This is a genomic window from Lysinibacillus capsici (genome assembly GCF_003367505.1).
GTDB lineage: Bacteria > Bacillota > Bacilli > Bacillales_A > Planococcaceae > Lysinibacillus > Lysinibacillus capsici.
In genome coordinates this window covers 92827-114935 of the sequence record NZ_PXXX01000018.1, presented here as the reverse complement: position 1 = coordinate 114935, position 22109 = coordinate 92827, and the positions used below count along the sequence as shown (strand labels likewise).

At 37.3% G+C, this 22109-nt stretch carries 21 protein-coding genes; 13 read left to right on the top strand and 8 right to left on the bottom strand.

Going from position 1 to position 22109, the window contains the following annotated elements; genetic code table 11:
• Nucleotides 1–37: 37 nt before the first annotated feature.
• From dnaG to C7B89_RS16110, 9 genes are all read left to right on the top strand, one after another.
• A complete protein-coding gene (gene dnaG / locus C7B89_RS16150; RefSeq protein WP_081011013.1) occupies nucleotides 38–1870 on the top strand; it encodes a DNA primase in 1833 nt (610 codons plus the stop codon).
• A 32-nt stretch (nucleotides 1871–1902) separates the two neighbouring features.
• Entirely contained in the window at nucleotides 1903–3030 is a 1128-nt protein-coding gene (gene rpoD / locus C7B89_RS16145) for an RNA polymerase sigma factor RpoD (RefSeq protein ID WP_004227165.1), read from the top strand.
• A 245-nt stretch (nucleotides 3031–3275) separates the two neighbouring features.
• Entirely contained in the window at nucleotides 3276–3842 is a 567-nt protein-coding gene (locus C7B89_RS16140; protein WP_004227167.1) for a hypothetical protein, read from the top strand.
• A gap of 462 nt (nucleotides 3843–4304) precedes the next feature.
• Complete coding sequence (gene cccA / locus C7B89_RS16135) at nucleotides 4305–4667, top strand: cytochrome c550 (protein WP_016993532.1); 363 nt, start codon at nucleotides 4305–4307, stop codon at nucleotides 4665–4667.
• A gap of 164 nt (nucleotides 4668–4831) precedes the next feature.
• Entirely contained in the window at nucleotides 4832–5524 is a 693-nt protein-coding gene (locus tag C7B89_RS16130; protein WP_048392198.1) for a tRNA (adenine(22)-N(1))-methyltransferase, read from the top strand.
• A gap of 1 nt (nucleotide 5525) precedes the next feature.
• Nucleotides 5526–6647, top strand: coding sequence for a Nif3-like dinuclear metal center hexameric protein (locus C7B89_RS16125; RefSeq protein WP_048392199.1), 1122 nt, complete (start codon nucleotides 5526–5528; stop codon nucleotides 6645–6647).
• A gap of 14 nt (nucleotides 6648–6661) precedes the next feature.
• Nucleotides 6662–6886, top strand: a complete 225-nt coding sequence (locus C7B89_RS16120; RefSeq protein WP_048392200.1) for a hypothetical protein — start codon at nucleotides 6662–6664, stop codon at nucleotides 6884–6886.
• A gap of 112 nt (nucleotides 6887–6998) precedes the next feature.
• Entirely contained in the window at nucleotides 6999–7247 is a 249-nt protein-coding gene (locus tag C7B89_RS16115; RefSeq protein WP_048392201.1) for a DUF2164 domain-containing protein, read from the top strand.
• A 214-nt stretch (nucleotides 7248–7461) separates the two neighbouring features.
• Nucleotides 7462–8001, top strand: coding sequence for an NADPH-dependent FMN reductase (locus tag C7B89_RS16110; RefSeq protein WP_048392202.1), 540 nt, complete (start codon nucleotides 7462–7464; stop codon nucleotides 7999–8001).
• 65 nt (nucleotides 8002–8066) lie between these two features.
• Here C7B89_RS16110 and C7B89_RS16105 read toward each other — a convergent pair whose 3' ends face one another.
• Nucleotides 8067–8246 carry a hypothetical protein gene (locus tag C7B89_RS16105; RefSeq protein WP_054550103.1) on the bottom strand — a complete coding sequence of 60 codons (180 nt, stop codon included), beginning with the start codon at nucleotides 8244–8246 and terminating at the stop codon, nucleotides 8067–8069.
• A 261-nt stretch (nucleotides 8247–8507) separates the two neighbouring features.
• Here C7B89_RS16105 and C7B89_RS16100 point away from each other — a divergent pair, with 261 nt between their 5' ends.
• Nucleotides 8508–9134 carry a hypothetical protein gene (locus C7B89_RS16100; RefSeq protein WP_048392204.1) on the top strand — a complete coding sequence of 209 codons (627 nt, stop codon included), beginning with the start codon at nucleotides 8508–8510 and terminating at the stop codon, nucleotides 9132–9134.
• A gap of 73 nt (nucleotides 9135–9207) precedes the next feature.
• Here the strand turns inward: C7B89_RS16100 and C7B89_RS16095 are convergent, their stop codons facing one another.
• The 3 genes from C7B89_RS16095 to C7B89_RS16085 all read right to left on the bottom strand — a co-directional run bounded on the left by C7B89_RS16095 (nucleotide 9208) and on the right by C7B89_RS16085 (nucleotide 12471).
• Nucleotides 9208–9744: a tubby C-terminal domain-like protein gene (locus C7B89_RS16095; RefSeq protein WP_048392205.1), complete on the bottom strand. Its 537-nt coding sequence runs from the start codon at nucleotides 9742–9744 to the stop codon at nucleotides 9208–9210.
• Between the two features lie 154 nt (nucleotides 9745–9898).
• Entirely contained in the window at nucleotides 9899–11158 is a 1260-nt protein-coding gene (locus tag C7B89_RS16090; protein ID WP_016993523.1) for a dicarboxylate/amino acid:cation symporter, read from the bottom strand.
• A 263-nt stretch (nucleotides 11159–11421) separates the two neighbouring features.
• The gene (locus C7B89_RS16085) at nucleotides 11422–12471 is read right to left on the bottom strand and encodes a TRAP transporter substrate-binding protein (RefSeq protein WP_115674101.1); all 1050 of its coding nucleotides are present in this window, start codon (nucleotides 12469–12471) and stop codon (nucleotides 11422–11424) included.
• Between the two features lie 111 nt (nucleotides 12472–12582).
• Here C7B89_RS16085 and C7B89_RS16080 point away from each other — a divergent pair, with 111 nt between their 5' ends.
• Together C7B89_RS16080 and C7B89_RS16075 are read left to right on the top strand one after the other, a co-directional pair.
• The gene (locus C7B89_RS16080; protein WP_048392208.1) at nucleotides 12583–14163 is read left to right on the top strand and encodes an ATP-binding protein; all 1581 of its coding nucleotides are present in this window, start codon (nucleotides 12583–12585) and stop codon (nucleotides 14161–14163) included.
• A gap of 18 nt (nucleotides 14164–14181) precedes the next feature.
• On the top strand, nucleotides 14182–14883 hold the full coding sequence (locus C7B89_RS16075) for a response regulator (RefSeq protein ID WP_016993520.1): 702 nt from the start codon (nucleotides 14182–14184) through the stop codon (nucleotides 14881–14883).
• Between the two features lie 47 nt (nucleotides 14884–14930).
• On the opposite strand, the gene C7B89_RS16070 is transcribed toward C7B89_RS16075, so the two are convergent.
• From C7B89_RS16070 to C7B89_RS16055, 4 genes are all read right to left on the bottom strand, one after another.
• Nucleotides 14931–15899, bottom strand: coding sequence for a 4-hydroxy-3-methylbut-2-enyl diphosphate reductase (locus tag C7B89_RS16070; protein ID WP_048392210.1), 969 nt, complete (start codon nucleotides 15897–15899; stop codon nucleotides 14931–14933).
• 76 nt (nucleotides 15900–15975) lie between these two features.
• The gene (gene vrrA, locus C7B89_RS16065) at nucleotides 15976–16470 is read right to left on the bottom strand and encodes a VrrA/YqfQ family protein (RefSeq protein WP_004227219.1); all 495 of its coding nucleotides are present in this window, start codon (nucleotides 16468–16470) and stop codon (nucleotides 15976–15978) included.
• 161 nt (nucleotides 16471–16631) lie between these two features.
• The gene (locus C7B89_RS16060; protein WP_004227221.1) at nucleotides 16632–17339 is read right to left on the bottom strand and encodes a response regulator transcription factor; all 708 of its coding nucleotides are present in this window, start codon (nucleotides 17337–17339) and stop codon (nucleotides 16632–16634) included.
• Nucleotides 17332–20037, bottom strand: coding sequence for a sensor histidine kinase (locus tag C7B89_RS16055; protein ID WP_115674100.1), 2706 nt, complete (start codon nucleotides 20035–20037; stop codon nucleotides 17332–17334). Before C7B89_RS16055 ends, C7B89_RS16060 begins: the two co-directional genes overlap by 8 nt.
• 373 nt (nucleotides 20038–20410) lie before the next feature.
• On the opposite strand from C7B89_RS16055, the gene kdpA reads away from it, so the two are divergent.
• Nucleotides 20411–22105 carry a potassium-transporting ATPase subunit KdpA gene (gene kdpA / locus C7B89_RS16050; RefSeq protein WP_115674099.1) on the top strand — a complete coding sequence of 565 codons (1695 nt, stop codon included), beginning with the start codon at nucleotides 20411–20413 and terminating at the stop codon, nucleotides 22103–22105.
• Nucleotides 22106–22109: the final 4 nt, after the last annotated feature.

Here is a 22109-nt window from a genome sequence, read left to right as displayed (position 1 = left end):
AATAGCGAATTGTGTTTCTAGAACGCAAATATTAAAGATGGTGATGGATTTGGCAGGGAAGATTCCAGAAGAAGTAATTGAGCAGATTCGCACACAATCAGATATCGTTGATGTTATTAGTGAATACATGCAGCTTACTAAGCGTGGGCGAAATTGGTTTGGTCTCTGTCCATTTCATGGAGAGCAAACACCGTCTTTTTCTGTATCTACAGACAAGCAAATTTTTCATTGCTTTGGTTGTGGTGCAGGGGGCAATGCCATTACTTTTGTAATGGATATTGAAGGCATTTCTTTTCCTGATGCAGTTGTGAAACTTGGGGAACGTGTTGGCATACACTTAGATGTTGAGCCAAGTTTCCCTGGAGGAACGAAAAAGATATCTAAAGCGGAAGAAAGGATGAAAGAAGCACACGCTTTTGCAGCAGATTTTTTTCATCATTTACTGTTGAATACAGAAGATGGTGAAGAACCTTTAAATTATTTGCTAGAAAGAGGATTTACAAGGGAACTTATCGAATCTAATAACATTGGTTGGTCTCTCCCAAGCTTTGATGCATTAACAATATTGCTTGAAAGAAAAGGTTATAACTTACAAGAAATTGCCGAAAGTGGCTTAATCATCAAAAGAGAGGGAGAAGAGCGTTATTTTGATCGTTTTAGAGGACGTATCATGTTTCCTATTCGAGATGAGAATGGTAAAATTATTGCCTTCTCAGGACGTATCCTTTCATCCAATGGTGAGGAAGCAAAATATTTAAATAGTCCAGAATCACCAATTTTCCAAAAAAGTGAAGTGCTGTATAACCTAGATAAAGCACGAACTTCTATCAGAAAAAATCGTCAAGTAGTATTGATGGAAGGATTTATGGACGTTTTAGCAGCCAACTCTGTAGGTGTCATGAATGTTGTTGCGACAATGGGTACTTCGTTAACAAATCAGCATATCACAAAGCTAAAGCGCTTAGTAGAGCAAATTACGATTTGCTATGATGGTGATAATGCTGGATTTGATGCAGCGAAACGAGCGGCGCAGCTACTGCATACAGAGCGAATGAAAGTTGATATTGCCGTGTTGCCAGAAAAATTAGATCCTGATGAATACATTCACACTTTAGGTGGACAAGCATTTAAGGAACAAATTTTGGAAAAACCTCATGCGTATATTGCTTTTATGATGATGCATGCTAGACGCAATAAGAACTTTCAATTTGAAAATGATACGCTTCAATATATTCAAGAAGTTCTTGAGCAGCTAGTGGGAAGATCTTCACCAGTTGAACGAGATTTGTATATACGACAGCTATCAAATGAAACAAACATCTCGGAAGAAGCCATTTATGCCCAATTCCGAAAACTGGAGGCTAATCAGGTACGTTCTGCTAAAGTAGAAATGCCTACACAGATACCTTCAATGCCAGTCACGCAACAACAAAAGCCTATGGACGCAGCCGAACGTGCCGAACGTTTATTACTGGCTCATATGCTTCATAATATAGATGTAGTGGACAGGGTATTACGTAGTGAGCAAAAAGAGCCATTTGTACGAGATGCCTATATGGCAGTTTTTGTTCGCTTAGTTGGATTTTATGAGGAGTATGGTCATCCTGATTATCAACGTTTTGTGGAAATTTTGGATGACGCTGAATTACGAAAAATTGTCATGGAAGCGGCTTTAGTTGAGCGAGATCCAGATCAAGCAGAGGCAGAGGTTATGGACTCTATCCGTCAGCTTCAAAAATATAGAATTGAGCAAGAAATTTATCAAAAGATGCATGAGTCAAAGGAAGCGGAGAAGATGCATGAGTATGCACGTGCACTTGAAATCGCCCAACAGATTATTCATTTAAGAAAATCGTTATCGGCGATTTAACCCGATTCGGTTGTTTAGAAGGAGGAAGGTTTATGGCGGACAAGTCAGAACGTTCAAAAGAGATAGAAGTAGAAATTACATTAGATGATGCAAAAAAATTCCTACAAGAAAAAGCAAAAACAGAGGGTGAAATTTCAATGAAAGAAATTTCAGAGAAACTAACACCTTATGAATTGGAAAACGAAGAAATTTTCCATTTTGCTGAGGATCTTGAAAAGCATAAAGATATTCAAATCATTGGAAAAGAAGAATTTGAAGAAGAAAGTCTAATGAAAGAAGAAGCGAACGAAGAAACTTTCGACTTAAATGATTTGAGTGTGCCACCAGGTGTTAAAATCAATGACCCTGTACGTATGTATTTAAAAGAAATCGGCCGAGTAGATTTATTATCTGCTGAGCAAGAAATTGCACTTGCTGAACGTATTGAGCAAGGGGACGAGGAAGCGCGTAAACGCCTTGCGGAAGCGAACTTACGTCTAGTTGTATCGATTGCAAAACGCTATGTTGGTCGTGGAATGCTATTCCTTGATTTAATTCAAGAAGGAAATATGGGTCTTATTAAGGCTGTTGAAAAATTCGATTATCGTAAAGGATTTAAGTTCTCGACTTACGCTACATGGTGGATTCGTCAGGCGATTACACGCGCAATCGCTGACCAAGCGCGTACGATTCGTATTCCTGTTCATATGGTCGAAACCATTAATAAATTAATACGTGTACAACGTCAACTTTTACAAGATTTAGGTCGTGAGCCTTCTCCAGAGGAAATTGGAGAAGAAATGGATTTAACACCTGAAAAAGTACGTGAAATTTTAAAAATTGCACAAGAACCAGTATCTCTTGAAACACCAATTGGAGAAGAAGATGATTCCCATTTAGGAGACTTTATCGAGGATTCAGAAGCACAATCTCCTTCCGACCATGCAGCCTATGAACTGTTAAAAGAACAATTAGAAGATGTACTAGATACGTTAACAGACCGTGAGGAAAACGTACTTCGTTTACGTTTTGGGTTAGACGATGGTCGCACACGTACATTAGAAGAGGTTGGGAAAGTCTTTGGCGTAACGCGTGAACGTATTCGTCAAATCGAGGCGAAAGCACTAAGAAAATTACGCCATCCTTCTCGTAGTAAACGTTTAAAAGACTTCTTAGAATAAAATTTAAAATAGCTGGAGCTATCCAAGTAGTGAGAAAATGACTAATTGGTATAGCTCCTTTTTTATAGAATTGAAAAGTCAACAAAAAGAAATTAGCCCTGCTATTCACCTATCGATGTTAGGCAATCATAGATAATTAGAATGAGGGAAATGCTAGATTTGCGACTTTATACAGATGTGTTTTCAAATAGTGTGAGATAAAATTGTAATACAACCATTATTAAGCAATGTTTGGAGCTAACACTATGACAAATCCTCGCAAAAAAATAATCCTTAATGAAATTTTGTTTTGGAAGCAAAATAAACTTTTACCTGAGCACTATTGTGACTTTTTAGCAGCTCTTTATACGGAGGGGGCTGACATAGAGGAGTTAGAACCAGTGCAACATCCTAAACAAGCGGTCTTGCCATCAGAAAAAAGAAAAATGATCCTATTGGTAGTGGGTCTATGTATCGCCATAATGGCTGTTTTGGCACTCTATTTTACAATGCAATCTTTAACATTGATTTTTACAGTAATCGTGGGAGTAGGTGCATGCATCTTATTTATTGCTGCGTGGCAAATGGCTCGAAAAAAACATCTACTAGCTCCCATTTTTCATGTACTAGCGGCCATCCTGTTATTTAGTATGTCGATCCGCATTTGTACTACATATTTTAGTGGAAATAATACGGTTTTATTTTGCTTGATTGCAGCAAATTGTGTCATTTGGCTTTTGTCAGGTATTAAAATGAAACTTCTATATTTCACAGTCTCAGGTGCTTTAGGATTAATAGCACTAGTTGGGTACTATATCATAAATTTATCCTGATTTAGCAAATGGTATTTCTATCGATGTACAAGGAACTCCATCTACTAAATCAGGTTAGAAACTTAATTGATCTTTAGTGTTTATATAAAACCATAATTTGTGACAATTTATCTATAATAGGGTCAGTATCATGTTAAAGTTTTTACCTCAGCAGATTCAAAATCTGTACGCTAATTAAAAACGTACAGATTTTTTAATTTTGGGTATATCAATGAGTGAAAAGGGTATGATAACAGCATAAATATAATGAAAAAGAAATTGTATAAAAGGATAAATTTGACCAATTTTGGATGTTGGCAAGACATATTTTATCCAATAGATACAGAAATGTCGAATTTGTTACAAACAAAGGAAAACTTAGCGAATAGGGCTTTTCGTTTCTTTGTTAATGAAGTACAATATTAGATGTTGACTGATTCTATATTATAATAGAAGTAGACTTAAAATGAGGAGGGGAAACTTATGAAAAACAATCCAGTCGTTCCTTACATCTTAATTCTGGCATTTGGTATTGGTCTTATTTTCTTCATGTCTTTACAAGGTGCAGATAACAAGAAAGAAATTGCTGCTGAACATGAGGGTGGTGGCGAAACTACTACAGAAACAACAGATGCAGAAGCTGATGGTTCAGCACTAGTACAATCTTGTATCGGTTGTCATGGTGGTGACTTAACTGGTAGTATGGGTCCAAATCTACATGGCTTAGATGAAGCACATATCGTAGAAGTTTTAACAAAGGGTATCGAAGGTACTCCAATGCAACCAAACATGAAAACTGAAGAGGAAGCAAAAGCAATCGCTGAATACATTTCTACTTTAGAATAGTAAAACTGACAAGTAGCTGTACTGAAATAGTACAGCTACTTTTTAGATTTAAGCATCATGAAGATGGGGTTGTCCACATAGAAATGTGAGACAACTCCATTTGTTTTTTTTCACGACATCATCCATACTATTAATGGACTCTATTGAAGATAGGCGGTATAAAAATGAACGCACAAAAACTTTCAAAGCGATTAGAAGCAGTAGCGAAATTTGTTCCTACAGGAGCAGTCATGGCGGATATTGGTAGTGACCATGCCTATCTACCATGCTATTTAATTCACAAAGGGACTGCCTCATATGCCATAGCAGGGGAAGTTGTAAAAGGACCCTATGAATCGGCGGTAGGACAAGTACAGAAGGAAAACTTAACTGAAAAAATTACAGTACGCCTTGCAGACGGTTTAGCAGCGATAGAAGAAGCTGACCATGTGGATACGGTGACAATAGCTGGCATGGGTGGACCATTAATTGTTTCCATTCTAGAGAAGCATCCAGAAAAGCTTCAAGGTGTCACACGTCTAATCCTACAGCCAAATATTCACGCCAAGGTTATCCGTGAGTGGGCTTTAGCACATCAATGGGCGATTCTTGATGAAGAGATTTTAGAGGAAGATGATAAAATCTATGAAATCCTTGTGTTACAAAGAGGGCAAATGGAGCTCTCTACAGCAGAGATTTTGTTTGGACCTAAGCTAAGCCTGCGTAAATCACCAGCATTTACGAAAAAATGGTTGCGTGAAAAAGACAATTGGCAACGTGTACTACAATCCATTGAAGGAGCAGAACAAACACCTGAAATTGAAGAAAAGCGTGCAGAGTTAACGGCTCTGATACATTTAGTAGAAGGAGTTTTGTAAGATGAAAACGGTAAATGGCCAAGAAGTTATTCAAGTGTTCGAAGCATGGTCGCCCAAAAAACTAGCTTGTATGGACAATGATCCAATTGGACTAGCGATAGGGACCCTCAACAAACCTGTAAGTAAAGTTTTGGTGACGTTAGATGTCAATGAAGCCGTGGCAAATGAGGCAATAGAAAAAGGCTGTGAGCTGATTATCGCACATCATCCACCAATCTTTAGACGCCTAGCGAATATCCGCACAGATCATCCAGCAGGGCGCTTATATGAAAAGCTCATTAAACACGATATTGCTGTATATGCCGCTCATACAAATTTAGATGTAGCCGAAGGTGGGGTAAATGATTTATTAGCAGATGCCCTACAGCTAAAAAACCGGTCAATATTAGAAGAAACGTATGCTGAGAATTTGTTGAAGCTGGCAGTCTTTATACCAACTGCTAATGCCCAAGCATTACGTGAGGCGCTTGCAAAAGCTGGGGCGGGTCGTATTGGCGACTATGAAGCATGTAGTTATACAACGACTGGAGAAGGTCGGTTCCGTGCATTAGCAGGAGCTAATCCGTTCGTTGGCTCTGTTGGTGAATTACATGTGGAGGAAGAAGTAAAGGTAGAAGTTGTTTTTCCTGAATCCATTAAAGGCCGCGTGTTAAAGGCCATGCTTACTAGTCATCCTTATGAGGAGCCTGCCTATGATGTGATACGTCTTGAGCAGCAAACAAATGTGATGGGATTAGGGCGTGTAGGTTACTTAACAAAGGACATGACGTTACAACAATTTGCTGAATTCGTTAAACAGCAACTAGATGTGCCAGCTGTGCGTGTAGTGGGTGATTTACAATCGAAGGTCAGCAAGGTTGCGCTTGTTGGTGGAGATGGTAATAAATATATCTATGCGGCAAAACGTGCAGGAGCTGATGTTTTCTTAACAGGCGATATGTACTTCCATACAGCTCAGGACGCACAAGCCATTGATCTGCAAATAGTAGATCCTGGTCATCATGTAGAAAAGGTAATGATTGCAGGAGTAGCAAAAAAAATGGCTGAACTATGTGAGGATAAAAAATATTTGGTTGAATTCATCCAATCAACGATCCATACAGAACCATTTTTATTTGTATAAGTGAGGGAACTAATATGGCTAATGAAAGACCAGCTGGTAATAAAGCAGGCAAGCTATGGATCATGATTGGTTTATTCATCGTTGTTTTTGGTATTGGTATGACGGTGATGACCAATATGGTCAATGATAAGAAAATCGATGCAATGACACAGCAATGTGAAGATGATGGTGGACAAGCAATTGTAGCAAAGGAGAAAAACTTTTTATCCACTAGCTACTCATTTGAATGTAAACAATGAGATGGGGCTGAACGCTAGCAGTACTAGTGTTTCAGCCTTTTTGAATGCAAGGAATCTATGAACAGTGATAAGATGTAGAGAAAATTGATTAACAGAAGTGGAGAGAGTTGTCTTGTTTATTCGTTTATCTAAAGATCAGCAGGAAATGATTCTTGCTGATATTCAACGTTTTTTTTATAATCAGCGTGATGAAGACATTAGTGAATTTGAAGCTGAACGTATGTTAGATTTTATCAAAGAGCATATTGCCCCCTATATTTATAATGCTGCCTTGTCAGATGCCAAGTATGTTGTGGAAAGACAATACGCCTCTATTGAAGAGGAATTAGAGGCATTGGAGCAGCCCATTAAAACAAAATAATCCTCTTTATCCCTCTAGATTAAATATTTGACAGGAAAGAATGGTTGATGATACCTTAATCTTGAATTAGAGATAATTCAATTCTAACTATTCAGAGCTAATTAACGGGTGATGAATAAAGGGATATTTTTCTGACCAAAATGGTTACGAGTGGCGAACACGTACGATAAACCGTGATGGAGTCACAAGAATGGATGATAAGAGGAGGCGTCATATGTTAAAAATCGGTATTATTTTAGGAAGTACGCGAGAAGGTCGTGTAAGCCCACAAGTTGGAGCTTGGGTAAAGGAAGTTGCGGAAAAACGTCGTGATGCGGAATATGAAATAATTGATATCGCTGAATTTAAATTACCATTTTTAGGGGAACCAGGTGGAGATACTTCTGGGGTAGCTGCATGGTCAGAAAAAGTAGCAGCTTGTGACGGCTTTGTATTTATTGTTGCGGAGTACAATCACTCCATTACAGGTGCATTAAAAAATGCATTAGATTATTTACGAGTTGAATGGAACAATAAAGCTGCTGGTATCGTCTCTTATGGTTCTGTTGGAGGTGCGCGTGCAGCAGAGCATCTACGAGGAATTCTTGGAGAATTGCTAGTTGCAGATGTTCGAGTACATCCAGCATTATCATTATTTACTGATTTTGAAAACGGCTCTGTCTTTAAACCAAAAGAGGTGCAAGCAGATTCAGTTCATCAAATGTTAGATCAGCTTGTGCCATGGTCAACTGCTTTGAAAACAATTCGATCCTAAACTTAAAGCTTTGATTCAGACGGCCGCTTTCAGAAAGCGGTCGTTTTTTGATGAGGTAAAATCCATTAATGTTTGATTTCTTCAAGGACTTTTTCCTTTAAATCATTCTCCATCGAAGATAGTTTTACTGTATTGGTGAGGCGCTCTTTTAGTTCTTTATCTGTCATAATGCCACGTTCCTCTAAGATTTGTACAAGCAGATTTAATGTCAGTATATTTTTAATATCCGCTGCTTTTGATGCCATTTAAAACCCTCCATAATGATAGAATTACTACTTCTTAAGTGTACTCCTTTTTGAGAAGCATGACACAGAAAGGACAAAACAAAGCAAATTTATTTCGCATCCCGGAATATATAGGGAAAAATAAGCGATACAAATTCCATTATGAAAAGTGGAGATACTGTATGGACACTGCATTTTAATATGAAAAGTATGTGCTGTTTCAAGCTAGAAAAGCGAATATTGTAGTAAAAGGGGACATACCTTCCTATCAGGAGGGATTCAATGGGTAAACGGTTTGGGCTTGTCATCGGACTGTTGGTAGTCATTATATCTATGTTGGTCCTATTTGATAGATTTGCAGGAGAAAAAAGGTCAGAAGCAAATAAAGAGGCTCAATCGCTTATAACAAATGAAGAGTTGAGTCTGGCTCGATTGAAGGATAAGCTACTTGAAAAGTATGTCGGCATTGACGTTAAAACGACGGAAGAAAAGGAATTAGTAATCCAAGTTGTAGGCGGAGAAGACTATTTCCAGTCAATTAAAAAAGATATGGAATCCATAGCAAAAAATGCTTTAAAAACGTCTCCCTTAAAGGACTATCCCATAGTTTTTGAAAGATGGGAGTTTACCTCCTTGCTTGATAACAACAAGATAATGGGGGATGATATGAACCTTTTGATGGAAGATTTAATTGCGGGCTTAGAAGCTTTTGACGTATATGAATATTTAGTTATTGAAAATCGAACAACCATTACCATACAAACAACGATAAAGGGCGCTACGCATGAGGCACTTGAGTTAGCTTTAAGGATGGAAGAAGCCATCAAGAAGATTGTACAAGCAAAAGCATCACAAAATGCTTCCTATGTTATTAACATATTAAATGCCCAACGAGAAAAAATAAATTAGCTGTGTAGAAAAATATCATAGGATTAAGGCATCGAGATTTTAATGCTCGATGCCTTTGACATGTTTAAAGCAGCTATGTAGTTGTTGCAAAGAGAGCTTGATAAAGAGTTGCTAGGAGTGCAACAAAGCGCATATCATCCGCATGGAAAAGCTTAAACTGTATACCTATCTGTACTAGCTCAGTCTCAATAGAGCTTGCACTCGCAATCTTTTCATCATTGCAATATAAATAAGCAGTAGAGGTAAAATCCTTTTCAAAACGAAATTCTAAATCGTCCATTGTAAATGAATAAGAGGATTCTAATAATTGCACTGTTTTCCGTTGAATGGGTATCAAGCTGCCATCAGGCATAACAATTTGATGGCTGACTCCTTTTGTTAACAGGGTAGATTGTACTTGAAAAAGTGGTGCACCTAAAGTAGTTCGTGTCTCATAACGGTACGGTAATGTTTGCTGTGCAGCTACCAGCAAGACAGCATTCAGTACTTTACCAGCAGAGGTACGCTCCATTTTTTGAAGTACACATACTGTTTCGTTCTGTTCATTCACGATTGGAATATCAGTGAAGCTTTTAAAGCCCTTCGGATAGGTAAGTGTAAAAGTTGTCATAAAGAAACCTCCAGTCATTATTTATACGAGTAGGTAGTCGATGAGGTTTCAAGAAACTAGCTCTACGGTGTTTTTTATCTACTTGCCTCTTTATAAATAAAAGAACAGGCTGCTGAAGTAGCAAATTATTTCCGCTTTCAGCAGCCTGTTCATTTTATGACATTTGGGTATGACCGGATAGAGCACGCTTTTCCTGCTCTGTATCAAATTCTTTTTCCATTTTTGACACGACCACTGTTGCTACACCATTACCAATTAGATTTGTAACTGCACGTGCTTCTGACATGAAACGATCTACGCCGATTAAAAGGGCAATCCCCTCTACTGGGATCATCGGGAATGCTGCTAATGTTGCTGCAAGTGTAATAAAGCCAGAGCCTGTTACACCAGCTGCCCCTTTAGAAGTAAGCATTAAGATGGCTAATAGCGTAATTTGATGCCAAACATCTAAATCCACACCATAGGCTTGCGCAATAAAGATAGCAGCCATTGATAAGTAAATGGATGTTCCATCTAAGTTAAATGAATAGCCTGTAGGAATCACCAGCCCAACCACTTGCTTTGAACAACCATAGTTTTCAAGCTTACGCATCATGGAAGGTAATGCAGATTCAGATGAAGATGTTCCGATAACGATAAAGATTTCATCTTTAATGTACTTGATAAATTTAAAAATACTAAAGCCAAAGTAATGGGTAATCAATCCAATGATCACAACAATAAAAATGAACATTGTAATGTAAACAGATAGCATTAAAAATCCTAAGTTTCCTAATGATTTAAGTCCAAAATTTCCGATTGTATAACTCATGGCACCAAACGCACCAATAGGAGAAATTTTCATCACCATGTTAACGATTTTAAAGAAAATATCTGCAACTTGCTCGAAAAATTTAATAACAGGTTTAGCTGGTTCTCCAATCGCCGCCGCAGCTAGTCCAAATAAAACAGCTGAGAACAAGACTGGTAATAATTCACCATTTGCTAAAGCACCAACTACATTTTCAGGAATAATTTGCATAATAAATGCACCTAAACCATGCTCTGCCGCCGCTGCTTCTGTATATTGTGAAACATCAGCACCGCTTGCTGCATCTGTATTAAAACCTTTACCTGGTTGAACAATATTGACAACGATTAAGCCAATTGCAAGGGCAAAAGTTGAAACAATTTCAAAATAAATTAAAGCTTTTCCACCAATTTTACCAACCTTTTTGACATCCCCCATGCTACCAATGCCGATTACGACTGTTAAGAAGATAATTGGTGCTATTAACATTTTAATAAGTTTAATAAATATATCCGCCAAGATTTTGAGCTTTGCTCCGAATTCTGGGAATGTTGCTCCGACGATAATCCCTAGTACAATGGCAATCAATACTTGTACTGTTAAGTTTTTAAAATTTATCCGCATATAGTTCTCCCCCTACAACATCTATGAATATTGTGTGAACGCTTTCATGTGGTTATCATAGCTGAAATTTTCCGACAATAGTGTTTATGACCGTAATGGTTGTATTGTTCATTTTGTTCATTCTGAGAGAAAGGGGTGTTAAGGCTAGTAATATCAAGGGTTTTAAGCTGTTTTATAGTAGTTGTGTGATTCGCGAATCTATTATAATACAATAGAAAAAATCCTTACGTTTTGTAAGGATTTTTCATTAATGAACAAAAGTATTAGGGATCAACGATTTTTTCAATCTCTGCTAAGATTTGATCGTTTTGAATATGGGCTCTATAAAAATCATAAACAGGTGCAAGTTGTTCCTTAAAGCGCTGTCTTTCTTGGGGACTCATTGTATACACATCAAAATCATCTAGCTGTTTCAGCTTGTCCATATCTTGTTCATTCATAAGTTCAGCCTGCTCAAATTGCCAATCGGTTGTTTCTTTCATAGCATCCAACAACTGATGCTGAATTTTGATAGGTAGAGAATTCCAAAAGGTTTCATTCATTAACACAGCATAGCCTAAAATCCCATGCTGAGTGATAGTCATATGCTTTTGTACTTTGTAAAAACCCTTTGAATAGATATTAGAAGCGGTATTTTCTTGTGCGTCTATTGCATGCTTCTCTAAATCCGAAAAGACCTCACTAAAAGAAATAGGTATAGGTGTTGCTTTGACCACTTCAAATTGCTTTTCTAATGTTTTACTTGGCATCGTACGCACTCGTAAGCCCTGTAAATCTTCAAAAGTATGAATAGGCTGCTCAACAGAGGTTAGATGCTTAAACCCATTGTACCAAAAGCCAAGCCCTTTAATATGGAACGGCTCTAGCTCATTAACCAATTGTTCACCAATAGAACCCGTTAGGACTTCCTTTACTTCCTCATTTGTATTAAATAGAAAGGGTAAATCAAGCACCTGCCAATTAGGAACATAAGCTGTCATTTTAGAAAAAGTAGGGATGATCATTTCCACTTCTCCCTTTTGCAATGCCTGAAATTCATTTTCATCATTAAATAAAGAGGAGTTGGAGTAAACATGTACTTTGACCTTCCCGTTTGTTTTTTCTTCTACTAGCTCAGCAAATTTGTTGGCAGCTTGGCCTTTAGGGGTATTTTCAGCGACGACATGACTTAAATGAATTGTTATCTGTGTGTCTAAACCCTTTTGCTCATCATCATAGGGAAGTGGCTTGGCGAATAGTAATCCTTGTTGATCACTGATAGTGAGGATTAACACAAGCACAGTTATAATCGTACCAATAATAAATTTTTTCATTGTATACACCCAATTAATTCGTATTTTCTGATGTTTTTGTTATTCTAACATATGGAGTAAGCTAAAATATAGTAGGAGGGAGGCGGTCAGTTGAAATTTCAGAAGTTATCCATGCAAAGAAAAATTATGTCTCTGACTTTTTTTATTCTCATGCTTTCCTTTAGCATTGGCGGTACTTTTTTATTAGGTTTTGTCATGAATGAGCAAAAGACCAAACTAAGTGATCAAGCACTCCTTGTAGCAAAAACCGTCTCTCAGCTTCCTGAAATAAAAACATATATTGCTAGTGAAAATTACTATGATGCCGTACAGCATATTAATCCTGTTGTAGAGGAAATCCGTGATATCAATGGGGCAAAATATATTGTTGTTCTTGATATGCAACGACGAAAATATTCCCATCCTAATAGCCAGGAACTTGGTCGAATATCTCAATCTGGAGATTTAAACGCCGCTTTTTCAGAGCATTACTATACGTCGATTGCACGTGGAGAACATGGTAATATGGTTCGTGCGTTTGTTCCGATTATGAACCATGAAGGACAACAAATAGGTGTTACAGTAGTAGGGTACAGTGTTCTTACGGTAGTGGAGTTACTGCAAACAATGCAAACCGAACTAATGGTTACTGTACTATTATCGTTACTATTTAGTGTATGGGGAGCACGAACATTGGGGCTTCATATGAAAAAGCAAATGTTTGGGTTAGAGCCGCATGAAATTGCCAAAATGTATGTAGAACGTACAGAAACGTTTAATGCCATGCACGAAGGCATCATTGCTATCGATAATGATTTGACCATTACGATTTTTAATGAAAAAGCCTGTGATATCTTAGGCGTTTATGAAAAACCCTCTACATTGATTGGACAGAAAATCTTTCATGTCTTGCCAGATACACGACTTCCTGAAATTTTAGAGCTGGATCAGCCGTTATTTAATCGTGAGCTGTATATTAATAATCATAGTATTATGAGTAATCGAATTCCGATACAGGTTAATGGCGAAACTGTTGGGGCAGTGGCCATGTTTAAAGACCGTACGGAAGTGAAAAAGCTTGCCGAAGAATTAACAGGCGTTAGAGCATTTGTCCAAGCCCTTCGTGTACAAACACATGAACATAAAAATAAACTGCATACGATAGCGGGTCTTTTACAGCTAGGTCATCATGAACAGGCACTTTCTTACTTAACACAAGTGAAGGAAGAGCATGATGAAATCACTAACTTTTTAAACGAACGAATAAAAAATGAAAATATTTCTGGGCTATTGCTCAGTAAAATTTCCTATGCGAAGGAACAAGGAATTCGATTGGAAATTGACCGTGAAAGCCGATTTACATCATTTCCAGCTAATTTGGATCATCATGATTTCGTCATTCTCTTTGGTAATTTGATAGAAAATGCGTTTGATGCATTAAAGGATGTACAGGTCGAGGAGAAGGTGATTCATGTTTCTGTGGATGAAGATGATGACGTATTAGCCATATTAGTAACCGATAATGGTGTTGGCATGACGGAAGAGGTCAAGCAGCACATTTTTGATAATGGTTATTCTACAAAAGAGAAAAACTACCGTGGAATAGGGTTATTTTTAATAAAGGAAATTGTCGAAAAAGGGCAGGGTGACATCGAAGTCATCAGTGAGCCTAACAAAGGAACAAGTTTTTTAATCACCTTTTATTATTCATAATGGGATGGAGGGCTAGCAGTGGCACAGATTAGAGTATTATTAATTGAGGATGATCCAATGGTACGAGAGGTAAATCGTCAATTTATTGAGAAGGTAGAGCATTTTCAAGTGGTTGGACAGGCACCTAATGGGTTAGAAGGCATTACGCAAATTTGCCAACTGAAGCCTGATTTAGTTTTTATGGATATTTTTATGCCAGAGCAAGATGGTATTACAAGCTTACGCAAAATACGTGAGCTCGATCTACCAGTAGATGTTATTACCGTGACAGCCGCAAATGATATGGAGACAGTGAAACAGATACTGCATCTAGGTGTTTTTGATTATATTATGAAGCCCTTTTCTTTTGAACGTGTTAAAGGGACACTTGACAATTATTTACGCTTTAACAAGCAAACTCAAACAGAACGAGAGCTCACACAGGGAGAATTAGATCAGTTATTTCATTATCGTGATGGACAAACTATGTTGGATCAATCTGTTACATTGAAATCCGAAAAAAATCTCCCAAAAGGTTTTAATCGTACAACACTTGAAAAAGTTGTGCACTTTTTACAATCGGTGGATGGTGCCTCAGCGGAAGAAGTAGCCAGTGGAATTGGCATTGCCCGCGTAACAGCTAGAAGATATTTAGATTACCTTGAAAAACAAGAGGAAATCACAATGGATGTCCATTATGGTGGCATTGGTCGTCCTATAAACTATTACTTTAGTAAATAAAGAAAATCCTGATTGTCATAATAACAATCAGGATTTTTTGTGATTAACTAATAGGGCATGATTTTATCAACAGGTGTTGGTGTCTTAATCTTTGGCAGAATTTTATCTAGTGTTACTGTACGCTTAATCTCGTGTGTAGATGGATCATTTTCATCAAATTGATCAAGGAAGTTAATAACCTCTTTTACAATTGGTGTTGGCGTAGAAGCACCTGCTGTTACAGCAACGATGTTGATACCTTTTAACCATTCTACTTTTAGCTCTGAAACATCTGCAATTCGATAGGATGGTGTTCCTGCAATTTCTACAGAAACTTGTGTTAAGCGGTTCGAGTTATTGGATTTAGGATCACCTACAACAATAAGTAAATCCGCTTCACCTGCTTGCTGTGCAACAGCCTCTTGACGTACTTGTGTAGCTAAACAGATCTCTTTGTGTACCTCTATATGTGGGAATTTTTCTTTTAAACTATCCATTAAATGGGCGACATCCCATTGGCTCATTGTCGTTTGATTTGTGACAAGTAATTTATCATTCGTTAATTGTAAAGCATCAATATCGTTAGAAGACTGTACTAAGTGGACATGATCCGGGGCAACGCCAATAGCACCCTCTGGTTCGGGATGTCCTTTTTTACCAATATAAATAATGTCATAGCCTTCTGCTGATTTTTCACGAATTAAATCGTGGGTAACTGTTACATCAGGACATGTAGCATCAATGGACACTAAGCCTTTTCGCTTCGCAATCTCACGAATTTCCGGTGAAACACCATGTGCTGTAAAAATGACAGTACCTGTTTCAACTTGTTCAATAATTTCTAGGCGGTTATCACCATCTAACGTGATGATACCATCCTCTTCAAACGCATCTGTGACGTGTTTATTATGCACAATCATCCCTAAGATGTAGATAGGTCTTGGTAATGTTTTATCAAGTGCGGCGTTACGAGCGATCACCATCGCATCCACAACACCGTAGCAATAGCCACGTGGATTAATTTTTAATACTTGCATGGTGGTTGTGACTCCTTTCAAGCTTACCTATCTACATTATAACGGACAGTGACAGTGAATACAAAGAAACGTTCATTTACATTGGTGGTTGGAAAATACGTGGTTTAGATGGAAGTGGCTCGGGAGGCGTAAATGATGCACTTTGCCTAGATGACCGTCTACTTCCAGCAGCCTTACTATCGCTTCCTGCTGCTTCTGTTGCTCCACCGCCAGCGGAAGGAAGTCCTTGGAATCCTTTATACAATTTTAAAAGTGATGGAATATTTTTCACCATCGGCATAGCTTGTTGGATATAAGGGGTATAGGTTTTGGCTGTATTAAATAAACTGTTGGCTTGCTGTAAAAATGAACCGACTTTCGAAGCTTCTTGCACAGGTGGCATCGGCATTTGCCCTCCAAATGAACCTATTCCATTAGCCATTGGAAAGCCGCCTGGAATTCGTGGTTGAACAGGGAAGCCTCCAGGCGGGAAAAAGGACTGTGGCGACATCTGTGGAGGTGTTTGCATGGGCATGGGCATTCTCATGCCACCCGGATACATTGGGTATGGATAAGGTGGTCGAAATACCATAATGATCTCCTTTCTACTTGTTTTTCATTGATGACATACCTGACTATAGCTATGATATGCAAAGGCTAATAGGAGGGTTCAATAAAGCTACATAAAAGCAAAATGTAATCTGGGATTTGTAAAGTAGAAGTCCAAATACAGCTAGACCTTAGGCTCCATATTCATTCATCCTCTTCATGATAGCGAAGCATTCGGTAGCCTACCCGTACATGTGTCTGAATAAGTTTGGGCTGTGCTGGATTAACTTCTATTTTTTTTCGAAGTGTAGCCATAAATACTCGTAAACTTGGAACATCTGATTGAAGAGCGTTTTGCCAGATTTCCTTTAAAATATAATTATGTGTTAGAACTTTCCCAACATTTTTGGATAAAACAATTAAAAGCTTATATTCAATCGGCGTCACATGTATTTCTTTTCCATTTACAAATACTGTATGATCAACATAATTAATTTGAAGATAACCATTTGTGAAAATGGGATTCTCTTTTTCAAGTGGTTGTTCATAGGCCATTCTTCTTAAGGCAACCCGAATTCTTGCTAATAATTCTTCCACACTAAATGGCTTTGTTACATAATCATCTGCACCTGCATCCAAAGCATTAATTTTATCATGTTCTTCACCACGAGCACTTACGACGATAATTGGTGTTTGATTCCAACTTCTAATTTTAGTGATTAGTTCTACGCCATCTATGTCTGGTAGACCTAAATCTAAAATAAAAACGTCAGGTTTTATGGTAAGAGCCTTTTGAAGAGCACTATTACCATCACGTGCAATGTCGAATTCATAATGGTTTGTCGCTAATGTCATTTTAATTAAATTGGCAATTGCTACATCGTCCTCAACTACTAGAATTCTTTTACTCATCAAATTTCATTACTCCTTTTTTCAGCGAAAAGTTAAAAATCGTTCCTTGCGGTTTATTATCTGAAACGTTTATGCTGCTACCATGTAATTTTAAAATTGTTTGACAGAGTGCTAAGCCTAAACCAAGACCACGTCTACTATCACTGCGTTGTACTTTTCCAGTTGTAAATGGCTCAAACAAGCTACTTTTTAAAGCGTCATCGATTCCAGGCCCATTGTCAGAAATACTAAAACTTACGAATCCATCTGATTCTTTCACTATGATCGTAATGGCACTACCTGGTGGGGTGTAAGTCAATGCATTATCGATGATATTAATGAAAACTTGTATGATGAGTCGAGCATCCATTAAAGCAAATAAAAACTCAGGTTTAATTTCATAAGATATTTTATGTGTATTGTTTTGACGAATAACATGGGACAGTGCCTCTTGAATAATATCTTCTACTAGTTCAATTTGCATTTCTAACGCAAATTGCCCATCCTCTAACTTAGATACAGCTAGTAAATTTTCAACCATTTGTACAAGCCATTTTGAATTTTTATAAATATCTTCATACAATTTATTTTTTTCAATCTCTGGTATTAGTGGTGCATTGTTGAGTAAGATATCTGCATTTCCAGAGATAGCAGTGAGTGGTGTCCTAAGGTCATGAGAGATTGCACGTAAAAGGTTAGCTCGCATCTGTTCCATTTCAGCTTCTCGCGCTACTTCCTCATTAAGTTTCTGTAAATACCATTTATCCAAAGCGAATGAAAAATCATTAATAATGGCGTGCAAAATATTGCGCTCAAATGCAGGCAATGGGGAGACTTTAGATAGGGCAATACCTATAACACCCTTCACATCTCCATTAGAAATAACAGGTATATAATAAGCGTTCACTTCAGGAAAGATGTCTGTAGATACACCTGCTACATGCCTATTATTTGTAACCCAACTAACAACACCACATTCATTTGGATTATCGAAAAGTACAGCTATTTTTTGATTTTCACTACTAGACATTGTTTCAGTACGAAAGAAAGATGATTTCTCAATTACCTGGTTACTTATTTCGAAAAATTGTACAGGCTTTTCTACTAATTTAACAATTTGAGACATGCCTTCAACTATTATTTTTTCAATAGACTTAGCATGTTGAAGCCTACGATTTGTTTCAAGGAGCACCTCCATTCGATAAGATTTACGAATGGCTATAATGGTTTGCTCCTTTATCTTTTTTGTTAAGCTACTCGTAATTACGCCAGAGATAAACATGATAAAAAATGTCATTGGATAGTCACGATGATAAGCATCAAATGAAAATCGAGGCTCTGTAAAAAAGTAATTAAAAAGTAAGACAGCAATAATGGAGTTAATAATACTCATCATCGATCCAGTTGACCAAATAGCAAGGATGAGGACCCCTAAAATGTAAATTGTAATGATGTTTGACTCGCTTATACCTATTGAATATAGATACAAGCCGACAATTGATATGAAGCAAAATACGATAAACATTTTGAACAAATCAAGCCATTCAAATGATAATTTATTACTTATACTAGGAAAATAAAATGGTTCATTTTCTTGATCTGGTACTATGTGTAGGGCTAAGTTCGGAACAAATTCATTCAGGCGGTCACTTATTTTTGTGCTTGGTCGCCACCATTTTTTCCTCATACTTGTTCGTCCGATAACAAGTTTCGTGACCCCACTAATTTGAGCATAATTAGCAAGGGCTGCTGCTACGTCGTCTTCTTGAACGATGACGACATGGCCGCCAAGCTGTTCCACAAGTTTAATGTGTTGTTGTAATCGTTCTGAATTTGCACTACTTCCTTCTTGCTCCTGCAGGTTTTGTACATAAAGAGCAGTAAATTTACCGTGTAATGCTTGTGCAAGTCTTGCAGTGGTTCTAATAACTTTTGCATTTGTAGGAGAGCTACTGATACCAACTAGTAGGTGTTCTTCAATTTGTACAGGGTGTTTGACAGATTCATGGTTGTTTATTTGTTTATAGTTGATTGTATCCGCTGCTCTACGTAATGCGATTTCTCGTAATGACACTAAATTTTGTTTACGGAAAAAAGAATGAAGTGCTTTTTCCGCTTGTTGTTTTGCATAAACTTTACCTTCTTGTAGGCGTTGTATTAGTTCATCTGGTTCAATATCTACAACTTTTATTTGAGATGCTTGATCAATTAAGTAATCAGGGATACGCTCTCGTACTTTAATGTCAGTAATTTCTTCTACTAAGTCATGAAGGCTTTCAATATGTTGAATATTTACAGTTGTATAAACATGAATTCCCTTTGACAGTAGTTCTTCAACATCTCCAAAACGCTTCTTGTGCCGCATTGTTGGAACATTGGAATGTGCCAATTCATCGATAAGAACAATTTCTGGCTTGCGCTGCAATACGGCATCAATATCTAATTCATAAAAAGCTTTTCCTCTATAGGTTATTTTTTTCGTCGGAATTTGCTCAAGCCCTTCTAGTAAAGCTAACGTATCTGGACGAGGATGCGGTTCTACATAGCCAACCACCACATCTTTACCTAATTTTTGAGCTTGATGTGCTGCATCTAACATTGCGTAAGTTTTACCTACTCCAGCAGCATAACCGAGAAAGATTTTTAAATTCCCTAAAATTTGTTGCTCCTGTTGAAGTCTTGCTAAAAACATCTCAGGAGTTGGACGTGTATTTTCCATCCTCGTTCACCTCATTTGTATTATAGCGTTAACTCCCATTAAGAAAGTATAAAGATTTTGCCTCTTTATGCTTTCTTAATAGAAAAGTAGATTTCCTAACACTACATTAATTTGAAAGTCAGTATGATGAGAACAACCTAAATGAAGGAGGGGTATTTTATTGATGGACTTTTATATGGTTGTATTGTTACTGATAAGCTTCGGAAGTCTTTTGTCATTAACTACATGGTGCTTCAAACTAGTGGATGAGCAATAAGGAGGAGATAGGAATGTGGATTTTTATCGGGATTGTACTTGTATTCTTGTTTGGTTATCTAGGGCATGCATTACTTTGTCCTGAAAATTATTAAAGGCTGTTAGGAGGTAATGCACTATGTGGCAAATAGCCATAGTATTAATTATTTATTTACCGCTCGTTATCTTAACTGGGCATTATCTATATCGGGTAACATTACATCAAAAAACATGGCTTGATCCTATTTTAGACAAAGTTGATGCAGTAATTTATAAATTGTGTGGCATTAAACAAGTAGATATGAATGGTAAAGAATATGTACTTTCATTAATACTTTCAAATGCAATTATGGTTTTTATTGGATATTTTTTGTTGCGCATTCAATCATTCCTGTTTTTAAATCCAAATAATATTAGCAATATGGAAGCTACACTTTCATTTAACACAATCATTTCTTTTATAACCAACACAAATCTTCAACATTATAGCGGTGAATCTGGACTCAGTTATTTATCACAGATGCTAGTCATTATCTTCATGATGTTTACATCTGCAGCTACTGGTTATGCAGCTTGTATGGCGTTCTGTCGTCGCCTTGTTGCGAAAACAGATACTATTGGGAATTTCTTTATTGATTTTGTTCGTGTTATTACGCGTATTTTAATGCCTATCTCCATCGTTGTTGCCATTATTTTAGTATCTCAAGGTACACCACAAACCTTAAGTGCAAATAAAACAGTACAAACGATCGAAGGAAAATTACAAGATATTGCACTTGGACCTGTCGCTTCTCTAGAATCGATTAAGCATATAGGTACGAATGGTGGGGGCTTTAACGGAGCCAATTCAACAACACCTTTTGAAAATCCAACCGTTCTCTCAAATATAGTGGAGATGTTATCGATGATGCTTTTGCCGGGCGCTTGTGTGGTTGCCTTTAGTTTGATGATTGCTTATAGAAAAAAGAAAACTATTTTTGGAAAACAAGGTTTAGCTATTTTTGCAGCAATGAGTATATTGTTTCTACTCGGATTAGTGACTGTGTACATAGCAGAGAAGGCTGGTAATCCAATTATAAGTGAACTCGGTATAACACAGGAGCTAGGGAGCATGGAAGGAAAAGAAATGCGTTTTGGAGTAGTACAATCAGCATTATTTACCACTGTCACTACTGCGTTTACAACAGGATCTGTTAACAATATGCACGATACATTGACGCCTCTTGGGGGTCTAGTACCGTTGTTTAATATGATGCTAAATGTTGTGTTTGGTGGTAAAGGGGTCGGCCTGATGAACATGATGATGTATGTTCTACTAACAATTTTTATTGCCTGTTTAATGATTGGGCGATCTCCTCAGTTTTTAGGTAAAAAGATTGAAGAAAAAGAAATGAAATTAATTGCTCTATGCATTTTAATTCATCCGGCTATTATTTTGCTATTTTCAGCACTAGCAGTTGTAACACCAACAGGAATAGCAGGCATAACGAATCCAGGTGCTCACGGATTATCACAGGTTTTATATGAATTTGCTTCAGCTTCTGCCAACAACGGCTCAGGGTTCGAAGGGTTAGCAGATAATTCCACATTTTGGAACGTGACAACAGGACTTGCAATGTTCTTTGGACGATATTTAACCATTATCATTCAACTTGCGATTGCGTCACTACTTGCCAAAAAATTTTGGCACAGTGATTCAATAGGAACATTAAAAACGGATAATACTACTTTTACTTTTTTACTAGTGGCTATCGTTTTAATGATTGGTGCCCTAACATTTTTACCAGCTTTAGCACTTGGTCCAATTACAGAGCATTTACAACTTTATTCTTAATGGG

Coding starts and splice junctions, on each gene's coding strand:
- dnaG (WP_081011013.1), top strand. CDS start 38: ATGGTGATGGATTTGGCAGGGAAGATTCCAGAAGAAGTAATTGAGCAG.
- rpoD (WP_004227165.1), top strand. CDS start 1,903: ATGGCGGACAAGTCAGAACGTTCAAAAGAGATAGAAGTAGAAATTACA.
- C7B89_RS16140 (WP_004227167.1), top strand. CDS start 3,276: ATGACAAATCCTCGCAAAAAAATAATCCTTAATGAAATTTTGTTTTGG.
- cccA (WP_016993532.1), top strand. CDS start 4,305: ATGAAAAACAATCCAGTCGTTCCTTACATCTTAATTCTGGCATTTGGT.
- C7B89_RS16130 (WP_048392198.1), top strand. CDS start 4,832: ATGAACGCACAAAAACTTTCAAAGCGATTAGAAGCAGTAGCGAAATTT.
- C7B89_RS16125 (WP_048392199.1), top strand. CDS start 5,526: ATGAAAACGGTAAATGGCCAAGAAGTTATTCAAGTGTTCGAAGCATGG.
- C7B89_RS16120 (WP_048392200.1), top strand. CDS start 6,662: ATGGCTAATGAAAGACCAGCTGGTAATAAAGCAGGCAAGCTATGGATC.
- C7B89_RS16110 (WP_048392202.1), top strand. CDS start 7,462: ATGTTAAAAATCGGTATTATTTTAGGAAGTACGCGAGAAGGTCGTGTA.
- C7B89_RS16105 (WP_054550103.1), bottom strand. CDS start 8,246: ATGGCATCAAAAGCAGCGGATATTAAAAATATACTGACATTAAATCTG.
- C7B89_RS16100 (WP_048392204.1), top strand. CDS start 8,508: ATGGGTAAACGGTTTGGGCTTGTCATCGGACTGTTGGTAGTCATTATA.
- C7B89_RS16095 (WP_048392205.1), bottom strand. CDS start 9,744: ATGACAACTTTTACACTTACCTATCCGAAGGGCTTTAAAAGCTTCACT.
- C7B89_RS16090 (WP_016993523.1), bottom strand. CDS start 11,158: ATGCGGATAAATTTTAAAAACTTAACAGTACAAGTATTGATTGCCATT.
- C7B89_RS16085 (WP_115674101.1), bottom strand. CDS start 12,471: ATGAAAAAATTTATTATTGGTACGATTATAACTGTGCTTGTGTTAATC.
- C7B89_RS16080 (WP_048392208.1), top strand. CDS start 12,583: ATGCAAAGAAAAATTATGTCTCTGACTTTTTTTATTCTCATGCTTTCC.
- C7B89_RS16070 (WP_048392210.1), bottom strand. CDS start 15,899: ATGCAAGTATTAAAAATTAATCCACGTGGCTATTGCTACGGTGTTGTG.
- vrrA (WP_004227219.1), bottom strand. CDS start 16,470: ATGGTATTTCGACCACCTTATCCATACCCAATGTATCCGGGTGGCATG.
- C7B89_RS16060 (WP_004227221.1), bottom strand. CDS start 17,339: ATGAGTAAAAGAATTCTAGTAGTTGAGGACGATGTAGCAATTGCCAAT.
- C7B89_RS16055 (WP_115674100.1), bottom strand. CDS start 20,037: ATGGAAAATACACGTCCAACTCCTGAGATGTTTTTAGCAAGACTTCAA.
- kdpA (WP_115674099.1), top strand. CDS start 20,411: ATGTGGCAAATAGCCATAGTATTAATTATTTATTTACCGCTCGTTATC.